At 68.5% G+C, this 24,298-nt stretch carries 20 protein-coding genes; 10 read left to right on the top strand and 10 right to left on the bottom strand.

Annotated features, from left to right (window positions below):
• Positions 1–15 precede the first annotated feature (15 nt).
• Both ACFYMM_RS01300 and ACFYMM_RS01295 read left to right on the top strand, forming a co-directional pair.
• Positions 16–996 carry an ABC transporter permease gene (locus ACFYMM_RS01300; protein ID WP_388382587.1) on the top strand — a complete coding sequence of 327 codons (981 nt, stop codon included), beginning with the start codon at positions 16–18 and terminating at the stop codon, positions 994–996.
• Between the two features lie 40 nt (positions 997–1,036).
• Positions 1,037–2,248 carry an ABC transporter ATP-binding protein gene (locus tag ACFYMM_RS01295; protein ID WP_388382585.1) on the top strand — a complete coding sequence of 404 codons (1,212 nt, stop codon included), beginning with the start codon at positions 1,037–1,039 and terminating at the stop codon, positions 2,246–2,248.
• Here the strand turns inward: ACFYMM_RS01295 and ACFYMM_RS01290 are convergent.
• The 3 genes from ACFYMM_RS01290 to ACFYMM_RS01280 all read right to left on the bottom strand — a co-directional run bounded on the left by ACFYMM_RS01290 (position 2,245) and on the right by ACFYMM_RS01280 (position 4,115).
• The gene (locus ACFYMM_RS01290; protein WP_388382583.1) at positions 2,245–3,000 is read right to left on the bottom strand and encodes a class I SAM-dependent methyltransferase; all 756 of its coding nucleotides are present in this window, start codon (positions 2,998–3,000) and stop codon (positions 2,245–2,247) included. The genes ACFYMM_RS01295 and ACFYMM_RS01290 overlap by 4 nt on opposite strands.
• A 64-nt stretch (positions 3,001–3,064) precedes the next feature.
• A complete protein-coding gene (locus ACFYMM_RS01285) occupies positions 3,065–3,265 on the bottom strand; it encodes a DUF397 domain-containing protein (protein ID WP_388382582.1) in 201 nt (66 codons plus the stop codon).
• A gap of 7 nt (positions 3,266–3,272) precedes the next feature.
• Positions 3,273–4,115, bottom strand: a complete 843-nt coding sequence (locus ACFYMM_RS01280) for a helix-turn-helix domain-containing protein (protein ID WP_388382581.1) — start codon at positions 4,113–4,115, stop codon at positions 3,273–3,275.
• A gap of 190 nt (positions 4,116–4,305) precedes the next feature.
• On the opposite strand from ACFYMM_RS01280, the gene ACFYMM_RS01275 reads away from it, so the two are divergent.
• Positions 4,306–4,710: an ATP-binding protein gene (locus ACFYMM_RS01275; RefSeq protein ID WP_388382578.1), complete on the top strand. Its 405-nt coding sequence runs from the start codon at positions 4,306–4,308 to the stop codon at positions 4,708–4,710.
• A gap of 76 nt (positions 4,711–4,786) precedes the next feature.
• Here the strand turns inward: ACFYMM_RS01275 and ACFYMM_RS01270 are convergent, their stop codons facing one another.
• The 6 genes from ACFYMM_RS01270 to ACFYMM_RS01245 all read right to left on the bottom strand — a co-directional run bounded on the left by ACFYMM_RS01270 (position 4,787) and on the right by ACFYMM_RS01245 (position 12,790).
• The gene (locus tag ACFYMM_RS01270) at positions 4,787–6,424 is read right to left on the bottom strand and encodes an NAD-dependent malic enzyme (RefSeq protein WP_388382576.1); all 1,638 of its coding nucleotides are present in this window, start codon (positions 6,422–6,424) and stop codon (positions 4,787–4,789) included.
• Positions 6,425–6,725: 301 nt separating this feature from the next.
• Positions 6,726–7,772: an ABC transporter ATP-binding protein gene (locus ACFYMM_RS01265; protein WP_388382574.1), complete on the bottom strand. Its 1,047-nt coding sequence runs from the start codon at positions 7,770–7,772 to the stop codon at positions 6,726–6,728.
• A gap of 26 nt (positions 7,773–7,798) precedes the next feature.
• A complete protein-coding gene (locus tag ACFYMM_RS01260) occupies positions 7,799–8,836 on the bottom strand; it encodes an ABC transporter ATP-binding protein (protein ID WP_388382572.1) in 1,038 nt (345 codons plus the stop codon).
• 47 nt (positions 8,837–8,883) lie between these two features.
• Positions 8,884–9,864, bottom strand: a complete 981-nt coding sequence (locus ACFYMM_RS01255) for an ABC transporter permease (RefSeq protein ID WP_388382570.1) — start codon at positions 9,862–9,864, stop codon at positions 8,884–8,886.
• Positions 9,865–9,960: 96 nt separating this feature from the next.
• Complete coding sequence (locus tag ACFYMM_RS01250; RefSeq protein WP_388382568.1) at positions 9,961–11,718, bottom strand: ABC transporter substrate-binding protein; 1,758 nt, start codon at positions 11,716–11,718, stop codon at positions 9,961–9,963.
• A gap of 82 nt (positions 11,719–11,800) precedes the next feature.
• On the bottom strand, positions 11,801–12,790 hold the full coding sequence (locus ACFYMM_RS01245; RefSeq protein ID WP_388382567.1) for an ABC transporter permease: 990 nt from the start codon (positions 12,788–12,790) through the stop codon (positions 11,801–11,803).
• 532 nt (positions 12,791–13,322) lie between these two features.
• Between ACFYMM_RS01245 and ACFYMM_RS01240 the strand changes: the two genes are divergently transcribed.
• The 5 genes from ACFYMM_RS01240 to ACFYMM_RS01220 are packed head-to-tail and all read left to right on the top strand — an operon-like array spanning position 13,323 to position 18,866.
• Positions 13,323–14,951: an ABC transporter substrate-binding protein gene (locus ACFYMM_RS01240; RefSeq protein ID WP_388382565.1), complete on the top strand. Its 1,629-nt coding sequence runs from the start codon at positions 13,323–13,325 to the stop codon at positions 14,949–14,951.
• A gap of 6 nt (positions 14,952–14,957) precedes the next feature.
• A complete protein-coding gene (locus ACFYMM_RS01235) occupies positions 14,958–15,881 on the top strand; it encodes an ABC transporter permease (protein WP_388382563.1) in 924 nt (307 codons plus the stop codon).
• Complete coding sequence (locus ACFYMM_RS01230; RefSeq protein ID WP_388382561.1) at positions 15,874–16,839, top strand: ABC transporter permease; 966 nt, start codon at positions 15,874–15,876, stop codon at positions 16,837–16,839. Before ACFYMM_RS01235 ends, ACFYMM_RS01230 begins: the two co-directional genes overlap by 8 nt.
• A 7-nt stretch (positions 16,840–16,846) precedes the next feature.
• Positions 16,847–17,821 carry an ABC transporter ATP-binding protein gene (locus ACFYMM_RS01225; RefSeq protein WP_388382559.1) on the top strand — a complete coding sequence of 325 codons (975 nt, stop codon included), beginning with the start codon at positions 16,847–16,849 and terminating at the stop codon, positions 17,819–17,821.
• Entirely contained in the window at positions 17,814–18,866 is a 1,053-nt protein-coding gene (locus ACFYMM_RS01220; RefSeq protein WP_388382557.1) for an ABC transporter ATP-binding protein, read from the top strand. The genes ACFYMM_RS01225 and ACFYMM_RS01220 overlap by 8 nt, the downstream gene beginning before the upstream one ends.
• A gap of 127 nt (positions 18,867–18,993) precedes the next feature.
• Here the strand turns inward: ACFYMM_RS01220 and ACFYMM_RS01215 are convergent, their stop codons facing one another.
• Complete coding sequence (locus tag ACFYMM_RS01215) at positions 18,994–21,105, bottom strand: prolyl oligopeptidase family serine peptidase (RefSeq protein ID WP_388382555.1); 2,112 nt, start codon at positions 21,103–21,105, stop codon at positions 18,994–18,996.
• 177 nt (positions 21,106–21,282) lie between these two features.
• Here ACFYMM_RS01215 and ACFYMM_RS01210 point away from each other — a divergent pair, with 177 nt between their 5' ends.
• Both ACFYMM_RS01210 and ACFYMM_RS01205 read left to right on the top strand, forming a co-directional pair.
• A complete protein-coding gene (locus ACFYMM_RS01210; RefSeq protein WP_388382553.1) occupies positions 21,283–21,477 on the top strand; it encodes a hypothetical protein in 195 nt (64 codons plus the stop codon).
• A 72-nt stretch (positions 21,478–21,549) separates the two neighbouring features.
• Positions 21,550–24,291, top strand: a complete 2,742-nt coding sequence (locus ACFYMM_RS01205; protein ID WP_388382552.1) for a DEAD/DEAH box helicase family protein — start codon at positions 21,550–21,552, stop codon at positions 24,289–24,291.
• Positions 24,292–24,298: the final 7 nt, after the last annotated feature.

The raw sequence follows: 24,298 nt of genomic DNA, 5'->3' as shown, positions 1-24,298 counted from the left end.
AGAGCCGCCCCCGTCATGCTGCGCTTCCTCGTCCGCCGGATCCTCGGTGCCGTCGTCATCCTGTTCCTGCTGAGCATCGTCACGTTCCTGCTGTTCTTCGGGATACCCCGTGACCCGGCCCTGCTGATGTGCGGCAAGACCTGCAACCCGCAGCGCCTGGCCGAGATCCACCAGGCACTCGGCCTGGACAAGTCCATCCCCGAGCAGTACGGGATCTTCCTGCACAACCTCGTCCTGGGCAGCGACCGGTTCGCCCAGGGGCCCTGCCCCGCACCCTGCTTCGGGTACTCGTACCACACCGGCGAGCCGGTCTGGCCGACCCTCATGGACCGGCTGCCCACCACCGTCTCGCTCACCCTCGGCGGCGCGGTCTGCTTCCTGGCCGTCGGCCTCGGCACCGGCCTGCTCGCCGCCTGGCGGCGCGGCACGCTGATCGACAGGACGGCCACCGCGGGCGCCATGGTGATCAGCTCGATGCAGATCTACTTCCTGGGCCCCCTCGCCCTGGCGCTCCTCGTCTACCGGACCCACTGGTTCGACAAGCCCGCCTACAACGACTTCACCGCCGACCCCGTGAGCTGGTTCACGGGCCTGATCATCCCCTGGGTCGTGCTGTCCACGATCTTCGCCGCGCAGTACACCCGGATGGCGCGCTCGTCGATGATCGAACAGCTCCAGGAGGAACACGTGCGCGCCGCCCGGGCCAAGGGCATGTCCCGGCGGTACGTCTTCTTCCGCTACGCCTGGCGCGGCTCGCTGATCCCGCTCGTCACCGTCTTCGGCATCGACCTCGGCTCCCTGTTCGGCGGCGCCATCATCACGGAGTACACCTTCAGCCTGCCGGGCCTGGGCAACCTGGCCGTCCAGTCGGTCTTCTTCAGCGATCTGCCGCTGCTGCTGGGCGTGATGCTGTTCTCGGCGACCATGATCCTGCTGTTCAACATCGTCGTCGACGCCACGTACGCGTTCATCGACCCACGGGTGCGGCCGGCGTGAGCCGGTCGGGCCGGGGCAGGGCTCCTGAGGAGGACACGCCATGTCGGAGGACCTGATACCGCAGGGGCCGCGTGGGGAGGGCGACTTGACGCCCCAGGGCGCCGGGAAGGCCGAGAGCGCCGGGAAGGCCGAGGGTGTCGAGAATGCCGAGGGCGCCGGGAGGGCTGAAGGCGTGCGTGGGGAACCGTTGCTGCGGGTCTCCGGGCTGACCAAGCACTTCCCGGTCAAGGGCGGCTTCCCGATCCGCCGCACGATCGGCCAGGTCCAGGCGGTGGACGGCATCGACCTGACCGTGCACGCGGGCGAGAGCTTCGGTCTGGTGGGCGAGTCGGGCTGCGGCAAGTCGACGACGGGCCGGCTGATCACCCGACTGCTGGAGCCGACGGCGGGCCAGGTGCTGTACCGGGGCGAGGACATCAGCCACGCCTCGCGCAGACAACTGGCGCCGATCCGCTCCGAGATCCAGATGATCTTCCAGGACCCCTACTCCTCCCTCAACCCACGCCAGACGGTCGGCAAGATCATCGCCGGTCCGATGGAGATCAACGGCATCGAGCCGGAGGGCGGGAGGGAGAAGCGGGTCCGGGAACTGCTGGAGATCGTGGGCCTGAATCCCGAGCACTACAACCGGTTCCCCCATGAGTTCTCCGGCGGCCAGCGCCAACGCATCGGCGTCGCCAGGGCCTTGGCGCTGGAGCCGAAGCTGATCGTGGCGGACGAGCCGGTGTCGGCGCTGGACGTCTCGATCCAGGCCCAGGTGGTGAACCTGCTCCAGGAGGTCCAGAAGGAGCTGGACATCGCCTTCCTGTTCATCGCGCACGACCTGGCGGTGGTCCGGCACTTCTCGCAGCGGGTGGCGGTGATGTACCTCGGCAAGATCATCGAGGTGGGGGACCGGGAGGCCATCTACGCCCGGCCGCGTCACCCGTACACGCACGCGCTGCTGTCGGCGGTACCGGAGGTGAACCTGGCGGAGGCCGGGGCCGACTCGGCGGGGCGGGAGCGCATCCGCCTGGCCGGCGACGTACCGTCCCCCATCTCCCCGCCCTCGGGCTGCCGCTTCCGTACCCGCTGCTGGAAGGCGCAGGAGAGGTGCGCGGTGCAGGAGCCGCCGCTGGCGCGGATCCCGGGGAACGGGGCCGGTCACCTGACGGCCTGCCACTTCCCGGAGGACCCGACGACCGAGGCCCGTGCGGAGGACATCGTGCTGGATCCGGCGCTGGCGGCTTCGGAGGGGGAGGGGGACGGCTAGGGTGCCAGGGCGGCGGCCACGGTGATGATCTCGGGGCTGCTGGAGGACACCGGCTCCCGTGCCCAGTCCCCGTACTGCTCGACGACGCGCAGTCCGGCCTCGGCGAGGAAGTCGGCCAGCATCTCGCCGTCGAGGAAGCGCAGGGTCGCGGTGCTGACTCTGGGCCGGTCCCACGCGTCCGCCTCGAAGGTCTCGGTGAACGTCACCCACTCCCCGGCCGGCCCGCCCCGCACCGCCCGCACCTCGTGCGAGACCCGTACGGCCGTACCGTCGGCCCTCGTGATCTCCCGCGCGCGGTCCGGTGTCCAGGCCTCCCAGGGCCGCGCGGCCGGATTGCGCGTGTCGAAGACGAACCGGCCGCCACCGGGGGCGAGGGCGTCCCGTACGGCTCGCAGGCAGAGCCGCAACTCCTGGTCGCTGACGAGTACTTGGAAGGCGTGTCCGGTCATCACGACGAGGTCGAAGTCCGCGTCCCACAGCTTGGCCCGCATGTCCCCGAGCATCCAGTGGACGTCCGGTGCGGCCCGCCGCGCCTGTACGAGCATGGCGGCGGCCGGATCGATCCCCATCAACACCCCCGAGTGCCCCTCGGCGCGCGCCCGCCGTAACAACTGCCCGGTACCGCAGCCGACGTCCAGCACGGACCCGGCGGACATCACCAGGCCCAGGTAGAAGTCGTCACCCGGCCCCCAGGGGTTGAGGGTGTCGTAGAGCGCGGCGAGCGAAAGATCGGCGAACGAGTGATCGACCACCGGCGCAGTGTGCCATACGGCGTCGGACGGTGTGTCAGTTTCGGCCGCGGTTCTTGAGCGACTCTCAACTCTCGGTGGAGAAGCTGCTCTTCAGGGCTTCGATGAAGGGGGTGAAGGCGTGGGGTGGGAAGGTGAGGGTGGCTCTGGCGGGGGTTTTGGAGTCGCGGATGGATATCCGATGCGGTGAGTCGGCGATCTCTACGCAGGAGTCGCCGTCGCCAGGTCCGGAGTGGGACGACTTCCGCCACTCGTCGGGGATACCCATGGGTGCCTCACAGCTCTTTCGCCAGCCTGTGGATGAAATCGCGCGAGCGCTCGGGATCGAGCGACACTGCCTCCACCTTACGGAAGAGCGTTCGAAAGGCGCCGAGCTGGGCTTCGGAGTCGATGAAGGTTGCACCCTGAGGGCCGTCGCGTACGACGGTGTCCAGCTTCGGTACGGCTCCTCCTGCATACGTCATGGCGCTCGCGGCGCCGGCGAACCCTTCCACCTGGAAGGGGATGACGCGTACGGAGACGTGTTCCGCTTCGGAACGCTCCAGAACGTGTGCGAGCTGGGCGCGTGAGGCCGTGCGGTCGCTGACCATGATGCGCAGTGCGGCCTCGTGGATGATTGCCTCGTACGGGGTACCTGCGATGGCTGTCTTGCGTTGCATGCGGTGGCGCACGCGCAGCTCGAGCTGTTCAGCCGGAGGTTCCGGGGCCCGGTAGGAGAAGACGGCACGCGCGTAGTCCTCTGTCTGCAGCGGGCCGGGGACGAAGAGGAACTGGACCTCCCGCAGGAAAGTGGCGTGATGCTCCAACTCCGCGAGGTCGAGGAAGGGTGCGGGCAGCAGCTCGCGGTACTCCTCCCACCAGCCGCTCGTCCGACCGGTGGCGATGGCAACCAAGGCGTCGATGAACTCTTCGTCCGTGCAGGCGTAGTTCGCGGCCATGCGGCGCAAACGTTGCTCACTCACTCCTGAGACGCCCGACTCGATCTGACTGATCTGTACGGAGTTCACGCCGAGCAAGATCGCCGCCTCACGGGAGCTGAGGCCCGCCGCCTCGCGGAGCCTGCGCAACTCGACGGCAAGCCGCATCTGTCGCGCTGTGGGCTCGCGCTTGGTCCCCATCAGGCACTCCTCGGTTCAACGCGACTCGTTCGGGGTCAGGTTACGGGACCGGCTTGCACTCTCTTAAATCTAAGGTCTACCGTCGGTGACGCACCGCACACGCAGCGGAAGCGCACCGTGCCGTCCTGCCACGACGGCTGCGGCATTGCCACCGTGTGTGAAATCCCCACTCGCCGAACGGAGCTGACGCATGTCGGAAACCTGGGACTACACCCTCTACGTGCCCAACGACCTCAGAGCGGTCACCATCTGCCGCCGTACCCTCCGCCTGATCCTGACGATGCACGGACTGATCGGGCTGGTCGACACGGCGGAGCTGCTCGCGGCGGAGTTGGTCTCCAATGCCGTACGGCACACGAAGGGGCCCGCCGCGCTCAGGGTGCGCCGGTCGGCGGAGGGGGCGGTGTGGATCGGGGCGTGGGACGCGGACCCCGAGCCACCTCGGCCGCCGCAACGGACGGAGGAGGCCTCGGAACTGGAGGAGGGGCGGGGCCTGGTGCTGGTCAGTGCGTGCGCGGCGCACTGGGGCTGGCAGCCGTCGGCCAGGTTCGGTGATCGCGGCAAATTTGTGTGGTGCGAACTCGCGGCGGCGTAGCTCGTTGATCACATCGGACGAAAAGGGAGGGCTGATGGTCGGCTCGGCCGATCTGGAGACGATTCGGCATGGGTCATCACTCGTACCGCGGGGTCCACTGGGCGCGTTCGACCGCTGCCCGCAGCTCGTCCTCGGTCGCGTGCGGGGCGACGCCGTCTTCGACGGCGGCCATCCCCGCGGCCACGGCGATCTCCCGGGCCGCGTCGCGCATCTCCCGCAGCGGTGGCAGCAGCGGCGGGGGGACGGCGTCGTCCGTCGCGGACCGTGCGGCGCACCGGCCCACGGCGCGGGCGGCGGCGACCATCATCCGGTCGGTGACCCGGGTCGCCCGGGCTGCCGTCACCGCAAGGCCGATGGCCGGGAAGACGTACACGTTGTTCGCCTGCGCCACCGGCACCTCGCGGCCGTCGGTCTTCAGGGGCGGGAACGGCGAGCCGGTGGCGACCAGGACCTTGCCGTCCGTCCAGCGGGCGAGGTCGGCCGGGTCGGCCTCGGCGTGCGAGGTCGGGTTGGACAGCGGGAAGATCACCGGCCGCTCGCAGGCGGACGCCATCTGCCGGACGATGTCCTCGGTGAAGGCGTTCTTCGCGGTGGACAGGCCGATCAACACGGTCGGCTCCGCCCGCCGGACCACTTCGGCGAGGCCGTACGACTCCTGCTCGTCGTCGCGGGCGTAGACACGCTGTTCCTCACTGAGCCCGTCGCGGGAGGCGGTCAGCAGCCCGTCGACGTCCACGAACCAGAAGCGTGAGCGGGCTTCGTCCGGCGACAGGCCCTCGTCCGTCATCGCCGTTCGGATCATGTCGGCCACCCCGACCGCCGCCGAACCGGCTCCTAGGATCACGATCCGCTGGTCGGTCAGGCGGGTGCCCGCGACCGTGGTGGCCGTGGTCAGTGCCCCGAGGGCGACGGCTGCCGTGCCCTGGATGTCGTCGTTGAAGGTCAGCAGCCGGTCCTGGTAGCGGGTGAGGATCGGGCGGGCGTGGGCGGTCGCGAAGTCCTCCCACTGCAGCAGCGTGCCGGGCAGTTCTGCCTCCACCGCCGCCACCAGCGATTCCACCAGCTCGTCGTACGCGGAGCCCGTGACACGACGCTCCCGGCGGCCCAGGTAGTGCGGGTCGGCCAGCAGCTCCTCGTTGTCGGTCCCGGCGTCCAGCAGGATCGGCAGCGTACGGGCCGGGTGGATGCCGCCGATGGCGGTGTAGAGGCTGAGCTTGCCGATCGGGATGCCCATGCCGCCGACGCCCTGGTCGCCCAGGCCCAGGATGCGCTGCCCGTCGGTGACGACGATGACGTCCACGTCCGGGTGCGGGCGGTTGCGCAGGATCTCCCGGAAGCGGTGCCGGTCCTCGTAGGACAGGAACAGTCCGCGCGGGCGGCGGTAGATCTCGCTGAAGCGCCGGCACGCCTCGCCGACGGTCGGCGTGTAGACGACGGGCAGCATCTCCTCCAGGTGCCGGGTGACCAGGCGGTGGAAGAGGACTTCGTTGGTGTCCTGCAACTGGCGCAGATAGACGTGCCGGTTCAGCGGCTTGTCGTAGCCGCGGAACGCCTCGTACGCGCGGTCGGCCTGTTCATCGAGCGTCTCCACGGCGGCCGGAAGCAGCCCGTCCAGACCATGGTCGGCCCGCTCCCGGAGGCTGAAAGCGGTGCCTTTGTTGCGCAGGGGGTCTGCGAGCAGGGCCGCGCCGCGCGGAAATTCGTTCACTGTCATGTGAGCCGTCTTCCCGTGCCGCGTGCGCATGGACGCAAAACCATCGGCAAAGTACGGTCATCACTTCGTCCAGCCGACGTCCGACGACATCCCCTCCGCGTCGGCGGACCTGCTCTGCCCGCCGGGCGTGGCACCGGAAGGGGGCCGCCAGCACGATGAAGGCATGTGGCGCCAGCCCCTGCCGGCGAGTGTCCCTTCTGCGACACAGTGTCCGGTCAGGCCGAAGCGGGAGTGGGCAAGGCCTGCGCCTCCTGTGTGGAGGTGCAGGCCTTGTCCTGGGACCTGAGAGCCGTACGCCCTGTCAGACGGCGTTCTCGGCGTCCTTGGAGAGGGTGGTGGCCGGGACCGTGTCCGACGTCTCCGGGTAGTGGCAGGCCGTCAGGTGGCCCGCCTTGTTGCCCTCCACCTGGACCAGCGGCGGGGCCTCCGTCGCGCACTTCTCCGTGGCCTTCCAGCAGCGGGTGCGGAAGCGGCAGCCGGAGGGCGGGTTGATCGGGGACGGTACGTCGCCGACCAGGCGGATGCGCTCGCGCGGGGCCTCGTCCTCCACCGTGGCCTCGGGCACGGCGGAGAGCAGCGCCCGGGTGTAGGGGTGGCGCGGGTTGTCGTACAGGTCCTCGCGGTCGGCGATCTCGACGATCTTGCCGAGGTACATGACCGCCACGCGCTGCGAGAAGTGCCGGACGATCGCCAGGTCGTGGGCGATGAACACGAACGCGATGCCGAGTTCCTTCTGCACCTTCTGCAGGAGGTTCACGACCTGCGCCTGGATGGAGACGTCCAGGGCGGAGACCGGCTCGTCCGCGACGATCAGCTTCGGCTCCAGGGCGAGCGCCCGGGCCACGCCGATGCGCTGGCGCTGGCCGCCGGAGAACTCGTGCGGGAAGCGGTTGAAGTGCTCGGGGTTGAGGCCCACGATCTCCAGCAGCTCCCGGACGCGGTTCTCGCGGCCGCCGGCCGGGTTGATGTCGTTGATCTCCATCGGACCCGCCACGATCTTGCCGACCGTCTGCCGCGGGTTCAGCGAGGCGTACGGGTCCTGGAAGATCATCTGGATCTCGGAGCGGATCGGCGCCAACTGCTTGCGGCCCGCGTGGGTGATGTCCTGTCCGCGGTAGGTGATCTTGCCGCCGGTCGGCTCCAGCAGCCGGGTGATCAGCCGGCCCGTGGTCGACTTGCCGCATCCCGACTCGCCGACGAGGCCCAGGCTCTCGCCCTCGGCCACCTGGAAGTCCAGCCCGTCCACCGCCTGCACCGCGCCGACGGTGCGCCGGATCGGGAAGCCGCCCTTGATGGGGAAGTGCTTCGTCAGCCCGGAGACGTCCAGGAGGGGGTTCGTGTTGCTCATGATCGTGAAGTCCCGTCTCGTGTCCGTCAGTTGTGCCGGGTTCCGGCGAAGTCGGCGAAGAGTTCCCGCTTCTGCTCCGGGGTGAGGTGGCAGGCGGCGCCACGGCCGTCGGTGAGTTCGAGCGCCGGCCGGTCGGTGGAGCACTTGTCGCCCGCGACCTGCTCGGTGAAGGAGCAGCGCGGGTGGAAGCGGCAGCCGCTGGGCGGGTTCAGCAGCGACGGCGGGGAGCCGGGGATCGGCGACAGCGGGACGTCGACGGGCCCGGTCAGGCTGGGCATGGAGTTCATCAGGCCCACGGTGTAGGGGTGCTGCGGATCGCGCAGCACCTCCCGCTTGGTGCCCCGCTCCACGCACCGGCCGCCGTACATCACCAGCACGTCGTCCGCGATGTCGGCGATGACACCGAGGTCGTGGGTGATGAAGATGATGGCCGTGCCGAACTCCTGCTGGAGGTCCTTCAGCAGGTCCATGATCTGCGCCTGGACGGTCACGTCCAGCGCGGTCGTCGGCTCGTCGGCGACCAGCAGCTCGGGGTCGCAGACCAGCGCCATGGCGATCATCGCGCGCTGGCGCATACCGCCGGAGAACTGGTGCGGGTAGTCGTCCACCCGCATGTCCGGCTGCGGGATGCCGACCCGGCGCAGCATCTCGATGGCGCGCTTGCGGGCCTCGGACTTGGAGGCGCCGGTGTGCTTGCGGTAGGTCTCGGCGATCTGCGTGCCGATCGTGTGGTACGGCGACAGCGAGGCCAGCGCGTCCTGGAAGATCATGGACATCTTGTTGCCGCGCAGCTGCTCCAGCTCCTTCTCGGAGGCGGTGAGCAGCTCCTTTCCGTCCAGCAGGATCTCGCCCTCGATGGCGGTGTGGGCGCGGTCGTGCAGGCCCAGGATCGTCAGGTTGGTGACGGACTTGCCGGAGCCCGACTCACCCACGATGCCGAGGGTCTGGCCCTTGGCCAGGTCGAAGCTGAGCCCGTCGACGGCCTTGACGACGCCGTCCTCGGTGGAGAAGTGGACCCTGAGGTCCTTGATGGAGAGGAACGGCTGCTGATCGGTGCTCGTCACGGGGACGCTCCTGGGGGTGATGCGAGGGGTCGGGGGTGGGGCGGAGGTCAGGCGAGCCGGATCCGCGGGTCGATGAAGGCGTAGACGGCGTCCACGATGATGTTGAAGATCACGATCGCGCCGGCGGACAGCAGGGTCACACCGAGGACCATGGGGAGGTCGCTCTTGTTCACGGCGTCCAGCGCGAGCCGGCCGACGCCCTGGAGACTGAAGACCGATTCGGTGATGATCGCGCCGCCGATGAGCGTGGCGAGGTCGATGCCGAAGATCGTGACGATCGGGCCCATCGCGCCGCGCCAGGCGAACCGGAAGAACACGTTGCGTGCGGACAGGCCCTTGGCACGGGCCGTGCGGACGTAGTCCTCGCTGAGCGTCTCGACCAGCTGGGAGCGCGTCATACGGGTGTAGTTGGCGGTCCAGATCAGGGCCAGGACGAGCCAGGGCAGCAGCAGACCGGAGGCCCACTGGACGGGGTTGTCGGTGATCGGCGTGTACGACGGGTTGTCGAGGACACCGAGCTTCGCGACGAGGAAGTACATCACGATGTAACCGACGAAGTAGATCTGGAGCGAGGAGGCGACCAGCGACGCCGAGCTGGCGAACTTGTCCTGCCACTTGCCCTGCTTCACCGCGGCGATCATGCCCGCGCCGATGCCGAAGACGAGGAAGACGACGGCCGAGCCGAAGGCGAGGGAGAGGGTCAGCGGGAGCCGGTCGAGGATCGTGCCGAGGACGGGCTCGCGGTTGGCGAACGAGTAGCCCAGGCAGGGGGCGTTGCAGTTGCCGAAGTCGCCGTAACTGCGCCCGACGAAGAGGCCCTTGAGCCAGTACCAGTACTGGACCGGGACCGGGTGGTCGATGCCCAGGTTGTGCCGGACCTGCTTGAGCATGTCGGGCGTGCAGTTCTTGCCGCAGGACATCATGGCGGGGTCACGCGGAATGGCGTAGAAGAGCCAGAAGGTGACGGCGCTGATGACCAGCAGGATGACCAGCGCGCCGATGACTCGGCGGACAAGGAAGCGGAGCATGGGGCGTGACTTTCCGGACGGGGCGCCGTCGCCGGTGGCAAGGGGGGTGGGCCGTAGGGGGCGGCCAGGTCGTGGCCGCCCCCACGGGTTCAGCGCTTACTTCTTGACGTACAGCTTGCAGAGCGCGATGCAGGTGTTTCCGGCGTCGTACACGACGTTGCCGACCTTGGATCCGTACATCCAGTTACGGATCTTGTGGTAGTCCGGGACGACCGGCGCCAGTTCCATGATCTGACGGTCGATGTCGCCCCAGGCCTTGTTGGCGGCCGTGGTGTCGGCGATCTTGGCTGCCGCGTCGATCGCCTTGTTGATGGTCGGGTCGTTCAGCTGCGCGTAGTTGCTGCGACCGTCGCCGATGTTCTTGCCGCTCCAGCAGGGGTAGAAGACCGAGTAGCCGTTCGGCCAGTCCGGGCTCCAGCCGGCCGCGAACAGGTCGTAGCCGTTGTCGATCTTGCCGATCTGGGTGTAGAAGGTCGACTTGTCGACCTGCTTGTTGACGACCTGGAAGCCGGCCGCCTCCAGCGCGTTCTTGATGGCGACGGCGCTCTTCACCGCGGTGTCCGAGGCCTGGTAGGCGATGACCAGCTTCTGGCCGATCTTGCCGGCCTCCTTCAGCAGGGCCTTCGCCTTGACGGGGTCGCCACCCGGCTTCTTGTCCGTGCCGTACAGGTCGAACTTCTGGTAGCCGGGGGTCACCGGGCTGAGGATCGTGGTGGCGATCGCGCTGGTGGCGGGGCCGCCACCGATGGTCTGCAACTGCAGGTGCGGCCATGCGTAGTTGATGGCCTGGCGGACCTTGAGGTCCTTGATCCGGGTCATGTTGATCGGCCAGTAGTAGGTGACCGTGTCGACCTGGGTGAGGACGCGCTTCTTCAGCGTGGCGTTGGTCAGGACCTGGGCCGTGCGCTCCGGGGCGACCTCGTTGAAGATCGACACCGTGAACTGGTCGTTGCCCTTGTCCGAGATGTAGCGGTCGGTGGAGGCGACCAGCTCGAAACCGAACTGGAAGAGGTACTTGTCCGGGTAGGCGTTGCGCATCGAGTCCGTCTTCGGGTCCCAGTGCTCGTTGCGCACGTAGGTCAGGGACTTGCCGATCTGACGGTCACCGATCTTGTAGGGGCCGAGCGCGAACGGACGCTTGTCGTACTTCTCCTTGGTGTCCTGCTTCTTGTTGACGAGACCGTAACCCGGCATGCCGAGCGTGAAGTTGAAGTCGGTACGCGGCTCGGTGAGGTGGAAGGTGATCGTCTTCCCGGAGACCTCGAGCGAGTCGATGTGCTTGCCGTCGTACGGGCCCTTGTACTTGTCCCCGCCGACCAGCCACTGCTGGACGTAGCGCGGACCCTCGGTGACGAAGGAGGCGAAGAGCCGCTCGAAGGTGTGGCGGACGTCGTCCATGGAGAGGTCGGAACCGTCCTCCCACTTGATGCCGTCCTTGATCGTGAACGACCAGGTCTTGCCGCCGTCCTTCATGGTGCCGGCGTCCGTGGCGACGTCGCCGACGAGGGTGGCGCCACCCTTGTCGTCGACCTTGTAGCCGGTCAGGCCGCGCAGGATCGGACGGGTGATGGCACCCTCGGTCGAGACGTAGATCTGGGCGGGGTCCAGGTGGTCCATGTCGAACTGGTCGAGACCGTAGATCGTCCCGCCCTTGACCGCGCCCGGCACCTCGGGAGCCGGACCCGTCGAGTCGGCCTTGGTGCCGACCGGGATGTTCATGGTCTTGGCGTCGCCGACCGACGGGACGTTCTTGTCCGTCGAGCTCTTGCTACCGCTGCTGCAGGCACTCAGCACGGTCGTGGAGGCCGCGGCCACACCTGTGGCGATCATGAAGTTTCTGCGAGAAAAGGACATGCTGAGCCTGCCTATGAGGGTCAATTCGGACGGTCGGAACCAGCCGGACGTCATCGAGCCGGGCCGGGTGGTACAGGAGTTGCTACCGCTTGGACTTCGGGTCGAGCGCGTCGCGTACCGAGTCGCCGAGCAGGTTGAAGGCGACCACGAAGAGCACCATCGAGATGCCCGGGAAGAGCATGAAGGTGATGTCCTCGGAGTAGAACTGTGAGCCCCGGGCGATCATCACGCCCCAGTCCGGGGTCGGGTCGATGATGCCGACGCCGAGGAAGGACAGACCTGCCTCGGTGGTCACGAGGGCCGGGAGCAACAGCGTGGACTGGATGATGATCGGCGTCCACAGGTTCGGCAGCAGTTCCTTGAAGACGATGCGCATCGGAGATGCGCCCGTGACCTTGGCCGCCTCGACGAACTCGCGCTCACGCAGGCCGAGTACCTGCCCGCGCAGCAGACGCGCGATGGACGCCCAGCCGAACGTGGACAGCACCAGGATCAGCGCGGTGGCGCGCAGCCACGTCGGGATGTTGTCGTCCGGGGCGACGAAGAGGCCGTAGACGACAGGCATGAACGCGATGAAGAACAGGGTGGACGGGAACGACAGCAGGATGTCGATGACCCGGCCGACCAGGTAGTCGGTCTTGCCGCCCAGGTAGCCGGCCGTCACGCCGATCACGACACCGGCGATCACGGTGAGGATCGTGGCGGCGACGGCGATGCTCAGCGAGGTGCGGATGCCGTACAGCAGGAAGGTGAAGACGTCTCGGCCGAGCTGCGGTTCGACGCCGAACCAGAACTGCGAACTCATGCCTCCGTTCGGCCCCGACGGGTACGCGAACGCGTCGAGCAGGCTCGGGTCCTGGCTCGCGTAGGTGGTGTACGGGTTCTTGCCGTACAGCTTGGATATGAGCGGCGCCGCTATCGCGATCACGAAGAAGAAGATCACGACATAACCGGATATTACGCCCGTCCGGTCGCGCTTGAAGCGCTTCCAGGCAAGTCGCCCGGGGGAGCGTCCCTCGCTGCCCTTCGGAACGCCGGAAGTGATCGACTTCGCGGCGGACTCGTCGGTCACCTCGAGGGGGACAGCCGTAGATGAAGTTGGGAGGGTCATGGTGCTCCTGGCCCAGGGAGGGTCTGATGACTCCGCAGGGCACTCCCCTACGGGCTACGCCGGACTTTTTCAACGCAATTCATTCAAGGTCAATAAATTCTCGGGCGCCTTGGTTGTCTATTTACCTTTTTTACTCGCACTTGACTGTTCCGTAGCTACGCGGGTAGCGCGCTGTAATCAATCCGTGCTTCACATCGGGCTAATCGGGCTAATCGGTCAATGAGTTCGTTATGCGGACGGCTGTGTGTCGAAATGCGTACATCGACGGGTCGTAATCCAACGTTTCGGCATCGTTACGCGGAGATCCATTGCGCCCGGAACCAAGATCGGTCCGGCCCGTCGGGCGACCCCTCGGCCGGGGGTGCCGCAATGTATCCGCAATGTGCCTGCAATCGGCTGACGTGTCCCTCTAAAGGGTCGTCAAACCTGCGATATGTGCGGTATCGGACGATATTGACGAGTGATGGATCACCCGTCGCGGAGGAGGCACGCCATGCGTGGAGCCAGGCACGCCACAGGGGCCGTCTGTGCGGTGCTGGCCGTGCTCGCCGCCGCCGGGTGCGGGGGCGGTTCAGCCGGCGGCAGCGGCGCCGGCGGGGCGACGCTCAGCTCCTCCTGGGGTGATCCGCAGAACCCGCTGGAGCCGGCGAACACCAACGAGGTGCAGGGCGGGAAGGTCCTCGACATGGTCTTCCGGGGTCTGAAGCGGTACGACCCGAAGACCGGCGCGGCCAAGGACATGCTCGCGCAGAGCATCGACACGAAGGACTCGCGGAACTTCACCGTCAGGCTCAGGAGCGGCTGGACCTTCTCCAACGGCGAGAAGGTGACCGCCAGGTCCTTCGTGGACGCCTGGAACTACGGGGCGAGCCTCAGGAACAACCAGAAGAACGCGTACTTCTTCGGTTACATCGAGGGGTACGACAAGGTCCACCCGGCCACCGGCTCGCAGAGCGCGGACACCCTCTCCGGGCTCAGGGTCGTCGACGACCGGACCTTCACGGTCAGGCTGAACCAGACCTTCTCCAGCTTCCCGGACACCCTCGGCTACGCCGCCTTCGCGCCGCTGCCCCGGGCGTTCTTCTCCGACCACGCGGCCTGGCTGAGGAAACCGGTCGGCGACGGACCGTACGCGATCGAGTCCTACACCAGGGGCTCGCAGATGGTGCTGAGGAAGTGGGACGGCTACCCCGGCGCCGACAAGGCGCACAACGACGGGGTGACCCTGAAGGTGTACACCGACAGCAACACCGCCTACACCGACCTGATGGCCGGCAACCTCGATCTCGTCGACGACGTTCCCGCCGCGCAGCTGAAGAACGTCAAGAGCGACCTCGGCGGCCGCTACCTCAACACCCCGGCCGGCATCCTGCAGACCCTCGCCTTCCCGTACTACGACCCGGCCTGGAACAGAAGCGGCTCGGCCAAGGTCCGCACCGGTCTGTCCATGGCGATCAACCGCGGGCAGATCACCGACACGATCTTCCACCGGACCCGGACCCCGGCCACCGACTGGACCTCGCCGGTCCTCGGCACCGCCGGAGGCTTCAAGGACGGTCTGTGCGGCAGCGCCTGCGACTACGACCCCGCCCGGGCCAAGCAGCTGATCAAGGAGGGCGGTGGGATCCCCGGCGGTCAGGTCAAGATCACGTACAACGCGGACACGGGCTCCCACAAGGAGTGGGTGGACGCCGTGTGCAACTCCATCAACAACGCCCTCGGCGACGACAACGCGTGTGTGGGCAATCCCGTCGGCACCTTCGCGGACTTCAGGAACCGGATCGGGCAGCACAAGCTGAGCGGGCCGTTCCGGGCGGGCTGGCAGATGGACTACCCGCTCATCCAGAACTTCCTCCAGCCCCTGTACTACACGGGCGCCTCCTCCAACGACGGCAAGTGGTCGAACAAGGACTTCGACAAGCTGGTGGACCGCGCCAACGCCGAGACCGACACCGCCAAGGCCGTCACCACCTTCCAGGAGGCCGAGAAGGTCGTCCGCGACAACATGGCCGCCATCCCGCTCTGGTACCAGAACGGCAGCGCCGGCTACTCGCAGCGGTTGTCCGGCGTGGCGCTCAACCCGTTCAGTGTCCCCGTCTACGACGAGATCAAGGTCGGCTGACCCGCCATGGGGCGCTATGTCGTGCGACGACTGCTCCAGATGGTCCCGGTGTTCGTCGGGGCCACGCTGCTGATCTTCCTCATGGTCAACGTGATGGGCGACCCCGTCGCCGGGCTGTGCGGCGAACGGTCCTGCGACCCGGCGACGGCCGCCCAGCTGAAGCGGGAGTTCGGCCTCGACCAGCCGGTCTGGCAGCAGTACCTGACCTACATGCGGAACGTGTTCACCGGCGACTTCGGTACGGCGTTCAACGGACAGAAGGTCACCGAGCTGATGGCGTCGGCGTTCCCCGTCACCGTCCGGCTGACCGTGGTGGCGATCCTGTTCGAGGTCGTCGTCGGCATCGCGCTGGGCGTGCTGACCGGCCTCGGACGCGGACGGCCCGTCGACACCGGGGTGCTGCTGGGCACGCTCGTCGTCATCTCCGTACCGACGTTCGTCACCGGTCTGCTGCTCCAGCTCCTGCTCGGCGTCCAGTGGGCCTGGATCAAACCGTCCGTCTCCCCGGACGCCGGCTTCGGCGAGCTGATCGTCCCCGGCCTGGTCCTGGCGTCCGTCTCGCTCGCCTACGTCACCCGGCTGACCCGCACCTCCCTCGCCGAGAACAGGCGGTCCGACTACGTCCGCACGGCCGTCGCCAAGGGTCTGCCGAGGCACCGGGTCATCACCCGGCACCTGCTGCGCAACTCCCTCATCCCCGTGGTCACCTTCATCGGCACCGACATCGGCGCCCTGATGGGCGGCGCGATCGTCACCGAGCGGATCTTCAACATCCACGGCGTCGGCTTCCAGCTCTACCAGGGGATCCTCCGGCAGAACACCCAGACCGTCGTCGGCTTCGTGACCGTGCTCGTCCTGGTCTTCCTGGTGGCCAACCTGCTCGTCGACCTGCTGTACGCCGTACTCGACCCGAGGATCCGCTATGCCTGAGCAGCCGTACGAGCCCGAGGGCGCCATCGCGGGGACCGGCATGGGCGGGGCGATGGACCTGGCGGCCGGCGAGGCCACCACGCTGGAGCAGCGGTCACCGGCCGCCGCCGCACGGGCGCGCTCGCTCTGGTCCGACGCCTGGCGGGACCTGCGCCGCAACCCCGTCTTCGTCCTGTCCGCCCTCTTCATCGTCTTCCTGGTCCTCATCTCCCTGTGGCCCTCCGCGATCGCCTCCGGCAGCCCCCTCACCTGCGACCTCGCCAAGGCCCAGGACGGCTCCGGGCCGGGCGCCCCCTTCGGGTACGACGGCCAGGGCTGCAACGTCTACACGCGGACCGTGTACGGCGCCCGTACGTCCGTCACGGTGGGCGTCTGCGCCACGCTCGGGGTCGCGCTGTTCGGCTCCGTGCTGGGCGGCCTCGCGGGCTTCTTCGGCGGGGCCTGGGACGCCCTGCTGTCCCGCGTCACCGACATCTTCTTCGCCATCCCGGTCGTCCTCGGCGGTCTGGTCCTGCTCTCCGTGGTGACCAGCAATACGGTCTGGCCGGTCATCGGGTTCATGGTGCTGCTCGGCTGGCCGCAGATCTCCCGGATCGCCCGGGGCGCGGTCATCGGCGCCCAGCACAACGACTACGTGCTGGCCGCCCGTGCCCTCGGCGCCTCCAACTCGCGCATCCTGCTGCGGCACATCGCGCCCAACGCGGTGGCGCCCGTGATCGTCGTGGCCACCATCGCCCTCGGCACCTACATCGCTCTGGAGGCGACCCTGTCGTACCTCGGCGTCGGTCTCAAACCGCCCAGCGTCTCCTGGGGCATCGACATCTCGGCCGCCTCCCCCTACATCCGCAACGCCCCGCACGCCCTGCTGTGGCCCTCCGGCGCGCTGGCGGTCACCGTCCTGGCCTTCATCATGCTCGGCGACGCGGTGCGCGACGCCCTCGACCCGAAGCTGAGGTGAGGGTGCCGTGCTGCTCGAAGTGCGTGACCTGCGCGTGGAGTTCCGCACCCGGGACGGGGTGGCGCACGCCGTCAACGGGGTCTCCTGCGAAGTCGACGCGGGGGAGACCCTCGCCGTACTCGGCGAGTCCGGCTCCGGCAAGTCGGTGACCGCCCAGGCGGTGATGGGCATCCTGGACATGCCGCCGGGGCGGATCACCGGCGGCGAGATCCTCTTCCAGGGCAGGGACCTGCTGAAGCTGAGGGAGGAGGAGCGGCGCAGGATCCGGGGCGCCGGGATGGCGATGATCTTCCAGGACGCGCTGTCGTCCCTCAACCCGGTGCTCTCGGTGGGCGATCAACTGGGCGAGATGTTCGTCGTGCACCGGGGCATGTCGAGGAAGGCCGCGCGCGCCGAGGCCGTCGAGCTGATGGACCGGGTGCGGATCCCCGGGGCGGCCCAGCGGGTGCGGGACTATCCCCACCAGTTCTCCGGCGGTATGCGCCAGCGCATCATGATCGCCATGGCGATGGCCCTGGAGCCGGCCCTCATCATCGCCGACGAGCCGACCACCGCGCTCGACGTCACCGTGCAGGCCCAGATCATGGACCTGCTCGCGGAACTGCGGCGCGAGTACCGGATGGGCCTCGTCCTGATCACCCACGACCTGGGCGTGGTCGCGGACGTGGCCGACCGCATCGCCGTCATGTACGCGGGCCGGATCGTCGAGTCGGCCCCGGTCCACGAGATCTACAAGGCGCCCGCCCATCCCTACACCCGCGGACTGCTGGACTCCATCCCCCGCCTGGACCACAAGGGCCGGGAGCTGTACGCCATCAAGGGCCTGCCGCCGAACTTGATGGACATCCCGCCGGGCTGCGCCTTCCACCCGCGCTGCCCGATGGCCCGGGACGTGTGCCGCACCGACGAGCCCCCGCTGTACGGGGTCGACGCTGACCGGGGCAGCGCCTGCCACTTCTGGCGGGAGTGCCTCGATGGCTGAGCCGATCATGGAGGTCAGCGGGCTCGTCAAGCACTACCCGCTCACCCGGGGAATCCTCTTCAAGAAGCAGGTCGGCGCGGTCAGGGCGGTGGACGGCGTCGACTTCACGCTGGGCCGGGGCGAGACGCTCGGCATCGTGGGCGAGTCGGGCTGCGGCAAGTCGACGGTGGCGAAACTGCTGTGCAACCTGGAGAAGCCGACGGCGGGCTCGATCAGGTTCAAGGGCGAGGACATCACCAAACTGTCGGGCCGCGCCCTGAAGGCGGTGCGCCGCAACATCCAGATGGTCTTCCAGGATCCGTACACCTCCCTCAACCCCCGGATGACGGTGGGCGACATCATCGGGGAGCCGTACGAGATCCACCCCGAGGCGGCCCCCAAGGGCGACCGGCGCCGTCGGGTGCGGGAACTGCTGGACGTGGTCGGGCTCAACCCCGAGTACATCAACCGGTATCCGCACCAGTTCTCCGGCGGCCAGCGCCAGCGCATCGGCATCGCGCGGGGACTGGCGCTGCGGCCGGAGGTGATCGTCGCCGACGAACCGGTCTCGGCGCTGGACGTGTCGGTGCAGGCGCAGGTGGTCAACCTGCTGGAGCGGCTGCAGAGCGAGTTCGACCTCTCGTACGTGTTCATCGCGCACGACCTGTCGATCGTGCGGCACATCTCGGACCGGGTGGGGGTGATGTACCTGGGCCGGATCGTGGAGACCGGCAGCGACGAGGAGATCTACGAGCACCCGACGCACCCCTACACCCAGGCGCTGCTCTCCGCGGTCCCCGTGCCGGACCCCCAGGCGCGGGAACGGCGGGAGCGGATCATCCTCACGGGGGACGTCCCGTCGCCGACGGACATTCCCTCCGGATGCCGCTTCCGGACCCGCTGCTGGAAGGCGCGGGAGCGCTGTGCCCTGGAGGTGCCGGCGCTGGCGGTGCCGGAGGAGTTCCGCGGCGCGACGGGCCCGGCCGCGCACGACTCGGCATGCCACTTCGCGGAGGAGAAGGCGGTGGTGCGCACCCCCGAGGGGTACGGCAACGGGCCGGGATGACATGGCGCATCCCGGCCCGTTCACGGCACCCGCACGGCCGTACGCTCTGTAGCCTCGCGCGTCCGTATATCGGTACCGCTTCCGTGAAGTTGCCTGCGTGTTAACGCAGTTAACGGCGTTTGCGGGGTTATGCGAGCGAACGTTTGAGGAAGTCCACCTGGAGGAGCAGCAGGTTCTCCGCGACCTGCTCCTGCGGGGTCATGTGGGTGACGCCGGACAGGGGCAGCACCTCGTGCGGCCGTCCGGCGGCGAGCAGGGCCGAGGACAGCCGCAGGGTGTGGGCCGCCACCACGTTGTCGTCGGCGAGGCCGTGCACGATCATCAGCGGCCGGTGCGGTTCGGCGGGGGCGGACAGGCCCTCGTCGGTGACCAGGGAGCTGCGGGCGTACGACTCCGGGTCCGTGGCGGGGTCGCCGAGGTACCGCTCGGTGTAGTGGGTGTCGTAGAGCCGCCAGTCGGTGACGGGGGCGCCCGCGATGCCGGCGTGGAAGACGTCCGGGCGGCGCAGCACCGCGAGACCGGCCAGCCAGCCGCCGTAGGACCAGCCGCGGATCGCGACCCGGGACAGGTCGAGCGGATACCGCTGCGCGAGATCCCGGAGCGCCTCGACCTGGTCGTCCAGGCTGACCGTGAAGTCCTGGCGGACCGCCTTCTCCCAGGCGGGGGAGCGCCAGGGCGTGCCCCGGCCGTCGGCCACGACCACCGCGAAGCCCTGGTCGGCGAACCACTGCGAGGTCAGGTGCGCGTTGTGCGCGGCGACCACCCGGGGGCCGTGCGGACCGCCGTAGGGGTCCAGCAGAACCGGAAGGGGACCGTCCCCGTGGTAGTCCCGCGGCATAAGCACGGCGCACGGGATTCGACGTGCGCCCCCCTCGGTGAGCGTCACGCGCGGGGACAAACCAGGATCTTCGGCGTACGACCGGACAGTCGTCACCGGCTTTCCGTCCCGCAGTACCTGGACATGGGCGCCCGGGGTGTCCGGCGTCACCGACACCAGCACGGTCACGCCCCCGGCGCGGACCGCCGAGTGCACACCGGGCCGCTGCGACACGCGCTCCACGCCCAGCTCGTTCACCCGGTAGACGTGCACCTCGCCGGTTTCCGGCTCCTGGGCCTCCTCGCCCGCCGAGGCCGAGACCAGCACGTCGTCGGCGGTGACATCCAGCACTGCGCGGATGTGCAACTGGGCGCCGGTGAAAGGCCGTTCACCCACCGCGAGGACTCGGGCGCCGCCCTCGTCGGCGATCCGCACGAGCCGTCCGGACGGACTCCAGCAGGGCACTCCGGCGAAAAGTTCAAGCCAAGTTGGATCTTCGTCCGCGTGCACCATCCGGGTCGTCCCCGACTCCGGGTCCACGGCCAGGAACAGCTGGCTGCGCTGGTCCCGCGCCTGTACGAGCAGCAGCGGCGCACCCGCCTCTGACCAGTGCACACGCGCCAGGTAGGGGTAGTGCGCCCGGTCCCAGACGACCTCGGTCCGGCCGCCGTCCAGCCCCGTCACGAACAGCCGCACCTCGGCGTTCTCCGTCCCCGCCGCCGGGTAGGCGACGTGGTGTGGCTCACGCTCCGGATGGGCGGGGTCGGCGATCCACCACCGCCGTACCGGCGTGTCGTCCACCCGCGCCACCAGCAGCCGGTCCGAGTCCGGAGCCCACCAGAAGCCCCTGGTGCGCCCCATCTCCTCGGCCGCGATGAACTCGGCGAGGCCGTAGGTGACGGCGTCCGATTCCGGCTCCGCGAGCGGCCGGTCGCCCTCGCCCTCGGCGCCCACGACCCGCAGGGCACCGCCCACGACGTACGCGATGTGCCGGCCGTCGGGGGACGGCCGGGGATCGATGACCGGCCCGGGAACGGGCAGTTCACGCGCCGTGCCGGCCCGCAGCTCGGCCGTGAAAAGCCGCCCTGACAAGGCGAAAGAGGCCAACTCCACGGCCGCGTCGGTGGCGTAGCCGACGATGCCGGCGCCGCCCTCGCGACTGCGCTCGCGGCGGGCGCGTTCCTCGGGCGAGAGCTGCTCCGAGGCGCCTTCGAGCAGGGTGCGCGGGTCGGCCGCGACGCGCTCCGCGCCACCCGGCAGGTCCAGCACCCACAGGGAGTTGGCGCGGTCGGTGCCCGAGGACGAGCGCAGGAACGTGACACGGGAACCGTCGGGGGCCACGGTGAACGCGCGCGGCGCGCCGAGCGTGAACCGCTGGGTGCGGGCGTGCCGCCGGGGGAAGGAGTCAACCTCATCCGTCATGCCCCGACCATATTGGCCATGCGCCCCCTTGTGCGGCCGTGCGCCGAGCGATGCGCGAGCACGCATAGTTATGATCACTACCGCTAAGTGGGTATGAACCCGCTGGCATCTGCGTGGAGTCACAACCCCCATAGTCCGAACCCCCCGTGTCCCTGGGATCTTTGGAGGTGAGCCGCCGTGGCACTCTCGATTTCGGCGGTGGTGCTGCTGGCGATCGTCGTCTTCTTGTTGATCAGGAAGTCCGGGCTCAAGGGCGGTCATGCGCTCGTCTGCATGCTGCTCGGCTTCTATCTCGCTTCCTCGACAGTGGCTCCCACGATCAGCCAGCTGACGACGAACGTCGCCAGCATGATCGGCAGTATCAAGTTCTGACCCGTTCTGCTGCTTCCCGCTGCCCGGCTTCGTAAGCTTTACCGTCTCAGGACGGTCGAGCGGGGGCAGCGGGTGGACGAGCAGGACGTGGACAGACGGCTCAGGGAACTGGCGAAGGCCTCAGCCAACTTCGGGCGCCTGTACGGGTACCAGCCACTTCTTGCCATCTACGGTTCGCAGGCCGAGCTGACCGTCCTGACCAACCCCAACGCGGCCTATGTCAGTGCAGGCCAGTTCGGTGAGGTGCTTGCGGAAGAGTTCGTCACGCGTACCGGGACCCGTGTCGAGGGCACCAACCAGGTCGACCGCATCAACGCGCTTACCCGGGCGGGCGTCCTTGTCGGCTGGAGCCGTGATGCCTTCCACAAGCTGCGCCGGGGCCGGAACGAAGCCGCGCACAACCATCTCTTCGACACGACGATGGCCCTTGAGGCCCTGAAGCTGTGCTGGCAGCTCGGTGACCTCTTTGACCGGGCCATGGGTGGCACGCGCGCGGTAACGGCGTTCGTACCGCCCACACTGCCCGCTGAGGCGTCACCGACCGATCCCGAGGAGATCGCGCAACTGCGGGAGGCGCTGGACGGGCACCGGCGCACGCTGGCCGAGTCCCGCATCAAGCTGTCGGAGACCAGCGACCGGTTGGAGGCCGAGCGGCGGGCCCGCGCCGAGGCCGAGGCACTCATCGCCAACGTCGAGCAGGCCAAGGCCACGTACGCGGCGCAGATCGAAGAGCTGCGGGCACAGGTCACCGAACTGCGGGCCGCGCACCAGCAGCAGTACGACCGCGAGCGGCTGCAACCCCGCAAGGTCGCCTCCGCCGCGCGAGACGCCATCGTGGAGCGTGCCCAGCGCCCGGCACCGCTCAACGAGGTGCAGGCGCGGGTGAAGATCGACGCCATGCTCGCCAAGGCGGGCTGGGTGATCCAGGACAAAGCGGACGCCAATCCGCTGGACGAGCGCAGCAGGGGCGTCGCCATCCGCGAGTTCACCGTGGCGACCGGCCGTGCCGACTATGTCCTCTACGTTGACGGGAAGATCGTCGGCGTCATCGAGGCGAAGCGCGAGGGCACACCGCTGGCCGGTGCCCTGGCCCAGAACGAGCGGTACGCGGCGGGTGTGCTCAAGGAGCACGCGATGGCTGTGTGGCGCCGCGAGGAGCCCTTCGCGTTCCGCTACGCGACTACTGGTACGGAGACGTACTTCCTCAACCGGATCGACCCCGAGGCCCGCTCGCGTGAGGTCTTCACCTTCCACCGCCCCGAGACCCTCGCGGCATGGATGCGGTACGCCGACGAGCACCCGGACGCCCCCACGTTCCGGGCGGCCCTGCGCACGAGCATGCCGCTGCTGGAGACGCACGGCCTGCGCATGGCCCAGGTGGAGGCGATCACGGGCCTGGAGGACTCTCTGGCCGCCGACAAGCCGCGTGCCCTGATCCAGATGGCCACGGGCGCCGGCAAGACCTTCACGGCCGTCACAGAGACCTACCGGTTGCTCCGTCACGCGGGTGCCCGCCGGGTCCTCTTTCTCGTAGACCGCAACAACCTCGGCCGCCAGGCCCGCGCGGAGTTCGACAAGTACCGGACGCCGGACGAGAACCGGAAGCTGACCGACCTCTACAGCGTGGACATGCTCGGCCGGAGCGGGCTCCAGGAGACCTCCTCGGTCGTGATCTCGACGATCCAGCGTATGTACGCACTCCTCAAGGGCGAGCCGCTGATGGACGAGCCGGAGGCCGAGGACCGCGAGGACAAGAATGCGTCGCGGCTGGACGAGAGCTACGCGACGGACGAGCCGATCAGCGTCGACTACAACCGGGACGTACCGATCGAGTCGTTCGACGTGATCGTCGTGGACGAGTGCCACCGCTCGATCTACGGACTGTGGCGCGGCGTCCTGGACTACTTCGACGCCCACCTCGTGGGCCTCACTGCCACGCCCACCCGGCAGACCAAGGGCTTCTTCGACCACAACGAGGTCTCGAAGTACACCTACGAACAGGCTGTCGCCGACGGGGTCAACGTCGACTTCGACATCGTGCGCCTCAACACCGACCTCCGCGAGGGCGGCGGCGCGAAGATCGAGGCAGGTACGACGGTCCGCATCCGAGACCGGCAGACGCGCGCCCAGCGCTACGAGGAACTGGACATCCAGTACGACCGCGACGACTTCACCGCGACGACCACCAACAAGCAGCTCAACTTCCTCCAACACATCATGTCGCTCACGGCGATCGGCGGACGTGCTGCCGTCGTCCTCCCGGACAACGTTCTTTTCGAGGGCGGGGCCGGCGAGAAGGTCCGCCGTAAGCTCCTCGACGAGTTCGACCTCCACACCATCCTGCGGCTGCCCACCGGCATCTTCTATGCGGGCGGTGTCAAGGCCAACGTCCTGTTCTTCGAGAAGAAGTCCCCACGCGCGGACGGCAAGCCGCACACTACGGAAACCTGGGTATACGACTTCCGTACCGGCCAGCACTTCACTCAGAAGCAGCGCCCGCTCACCCGTGCCAGCCTCGACGACTTCGTGGCGGCCTACCGCCCCGGCGAGCCCCGCTCCTCCCGCGTCGAGTCCGAGGACGAGAACGGGCCTTTCAAGAAGTTCAGCTACGAGGAACTGATCGCCCGCGACAAGGTCAACCTCGACATCACGTGGATGAAGGACCCCGCCCTCGACGACGCCGACAGCGGCCTGCCGCCCGAGGTGATCGCCGAGGAGATCGTCCGTGACCTCCAGTCCGCCCTGAACGAGTTCACGGCCATCGCCCGTTCCCTGGGTGGCGAGGTGGACGTACCGGAGGCCGAGGTCGAGTGACCGACCC

This window comes from Streptomyces sp. NPDC006739 (assembly GCF_042869815.1).
Classification (GTDB): domain Bacteria; phylum Actinomycetota; class Actinomycetes; order Streptomycetales; family Streptomycetaceae; genus Streptomyces.
The sequence above is the reverse complement of the archived record's forward strand: the minus strand, read 5'-3'. Positions and strand labels throughout refer to the sequence as shown.

What these genes read in the sequence shown, in the direction of transcription:
- ACFYMM_RS01265 (WP_388382574.1), bottom strand. Translation starts at nt 7,772, where the DNA reads ATGAGCAACACGAACCCCCTCCTGGACGTCTCCGGGCTGACGAAGCAC.
- ACFYMM_RS01235 (WP_388382563.1), top strand. Translation starts at nt 14,958, where the DNA reads ATGGGGCGCTATGTCGTGCGACGACTGCTCCAGATGGTCCCGGTGTTC.
- ACFYMM_RS01280 (WP_388382581.1), bottom strand. Translation starts at nt 4,115, where the DNA reads ATGGGGACCAAGCGCGAGCCCACAGCGCGACAGATGCGGCTTGCCGTC.
- ACFYMM_RS01255 (WP_388382570.1), bottom strand. Translation starts at nt 9,864, where the DNA reads ATGCTCCGCTTCCTTGTCCGCCGAGTCATCGGCGCGCTGGTCATCCTG.
- ACFYMM_RS01270 (WP_388382576.1), bottom strand. Translation starts at nt 6,424, where the DNA reads ATGACAGTGAACGAATTTCCGCGCGGCGCGGCCCTGCTCGCAGACCCC.
- ACFYMM_RS01275 (WP_388382578.1), top strand. Translation starts at nt 4,306, where the DNA reads ATGTCGGAAACCTGGGACTACACCCTCTACGTGCCCAACGACCTCAGA.
- ACFYMM_RS01295 (WP_388382585.1), top strand. Translation starts at nt 1,037, where the DNA reads ATGTCGGAGGACCTGATACCGCAGGGGCCGCGTGGGGAGGGCGACTTG.
- ACFYMM_RS01230 (WP_388382561.1), top strand. Translation starts at nt 15,874, where the DNA reads ATGCCTGAGCAGCCGTACGAGCCCGAGGGCGCCATCGCGGGGACCGGC.
- ACFYMM_RS01300 (WP_388382587.1), top strand. Translation starts at nt 16, where the DNA reads ATGCTGCGCTTCCTCGTCCGCCGGATCCTCGGTGCCGTCGTCATCCTG.
- ACFYMM_RS01240 (WP_388382565.1), top strand. Translation starts at nt 13,323, where the DNA reads ATGCGTGGAGCCAGGCACGCCACAGGGGCCGTCTGTGCGGTGCTGGCC.
- ACFYMM_RS01285 (WP_388382582.1), bottom strand. Translation starts at nt 3,265, where the DNA reads ATGGGTATCCCCGACGAGTGGCGGAAGTCGTCCCACTCCGGACCTGGC.
- ACFYMM_RS01215 (WP_388382555.1), bottom strand. Translation starts at nt 21,105, where the DNA reads ATGACGGATGAGGTTGACTCCTTCCCCCGGCGGCACGCCCGCACCCAG.
- ACFYMM_RS01220 (WP_388382557.1), top strand. Translation starts at nt 17,814, where the DNA reads ATGGCTGAGCCGATCATGGAGGTCAGCGGGCTCGTCAAGCACTACCCG.
- ACFYMM_RS01250 (WP_388382568.1), bottom strand. Translation starts at nt 11,718, where the DNA reads ATGTCCTTTTCTCGCAGAAACTTCATGATCGCCACAGGTGTGGCCGCG.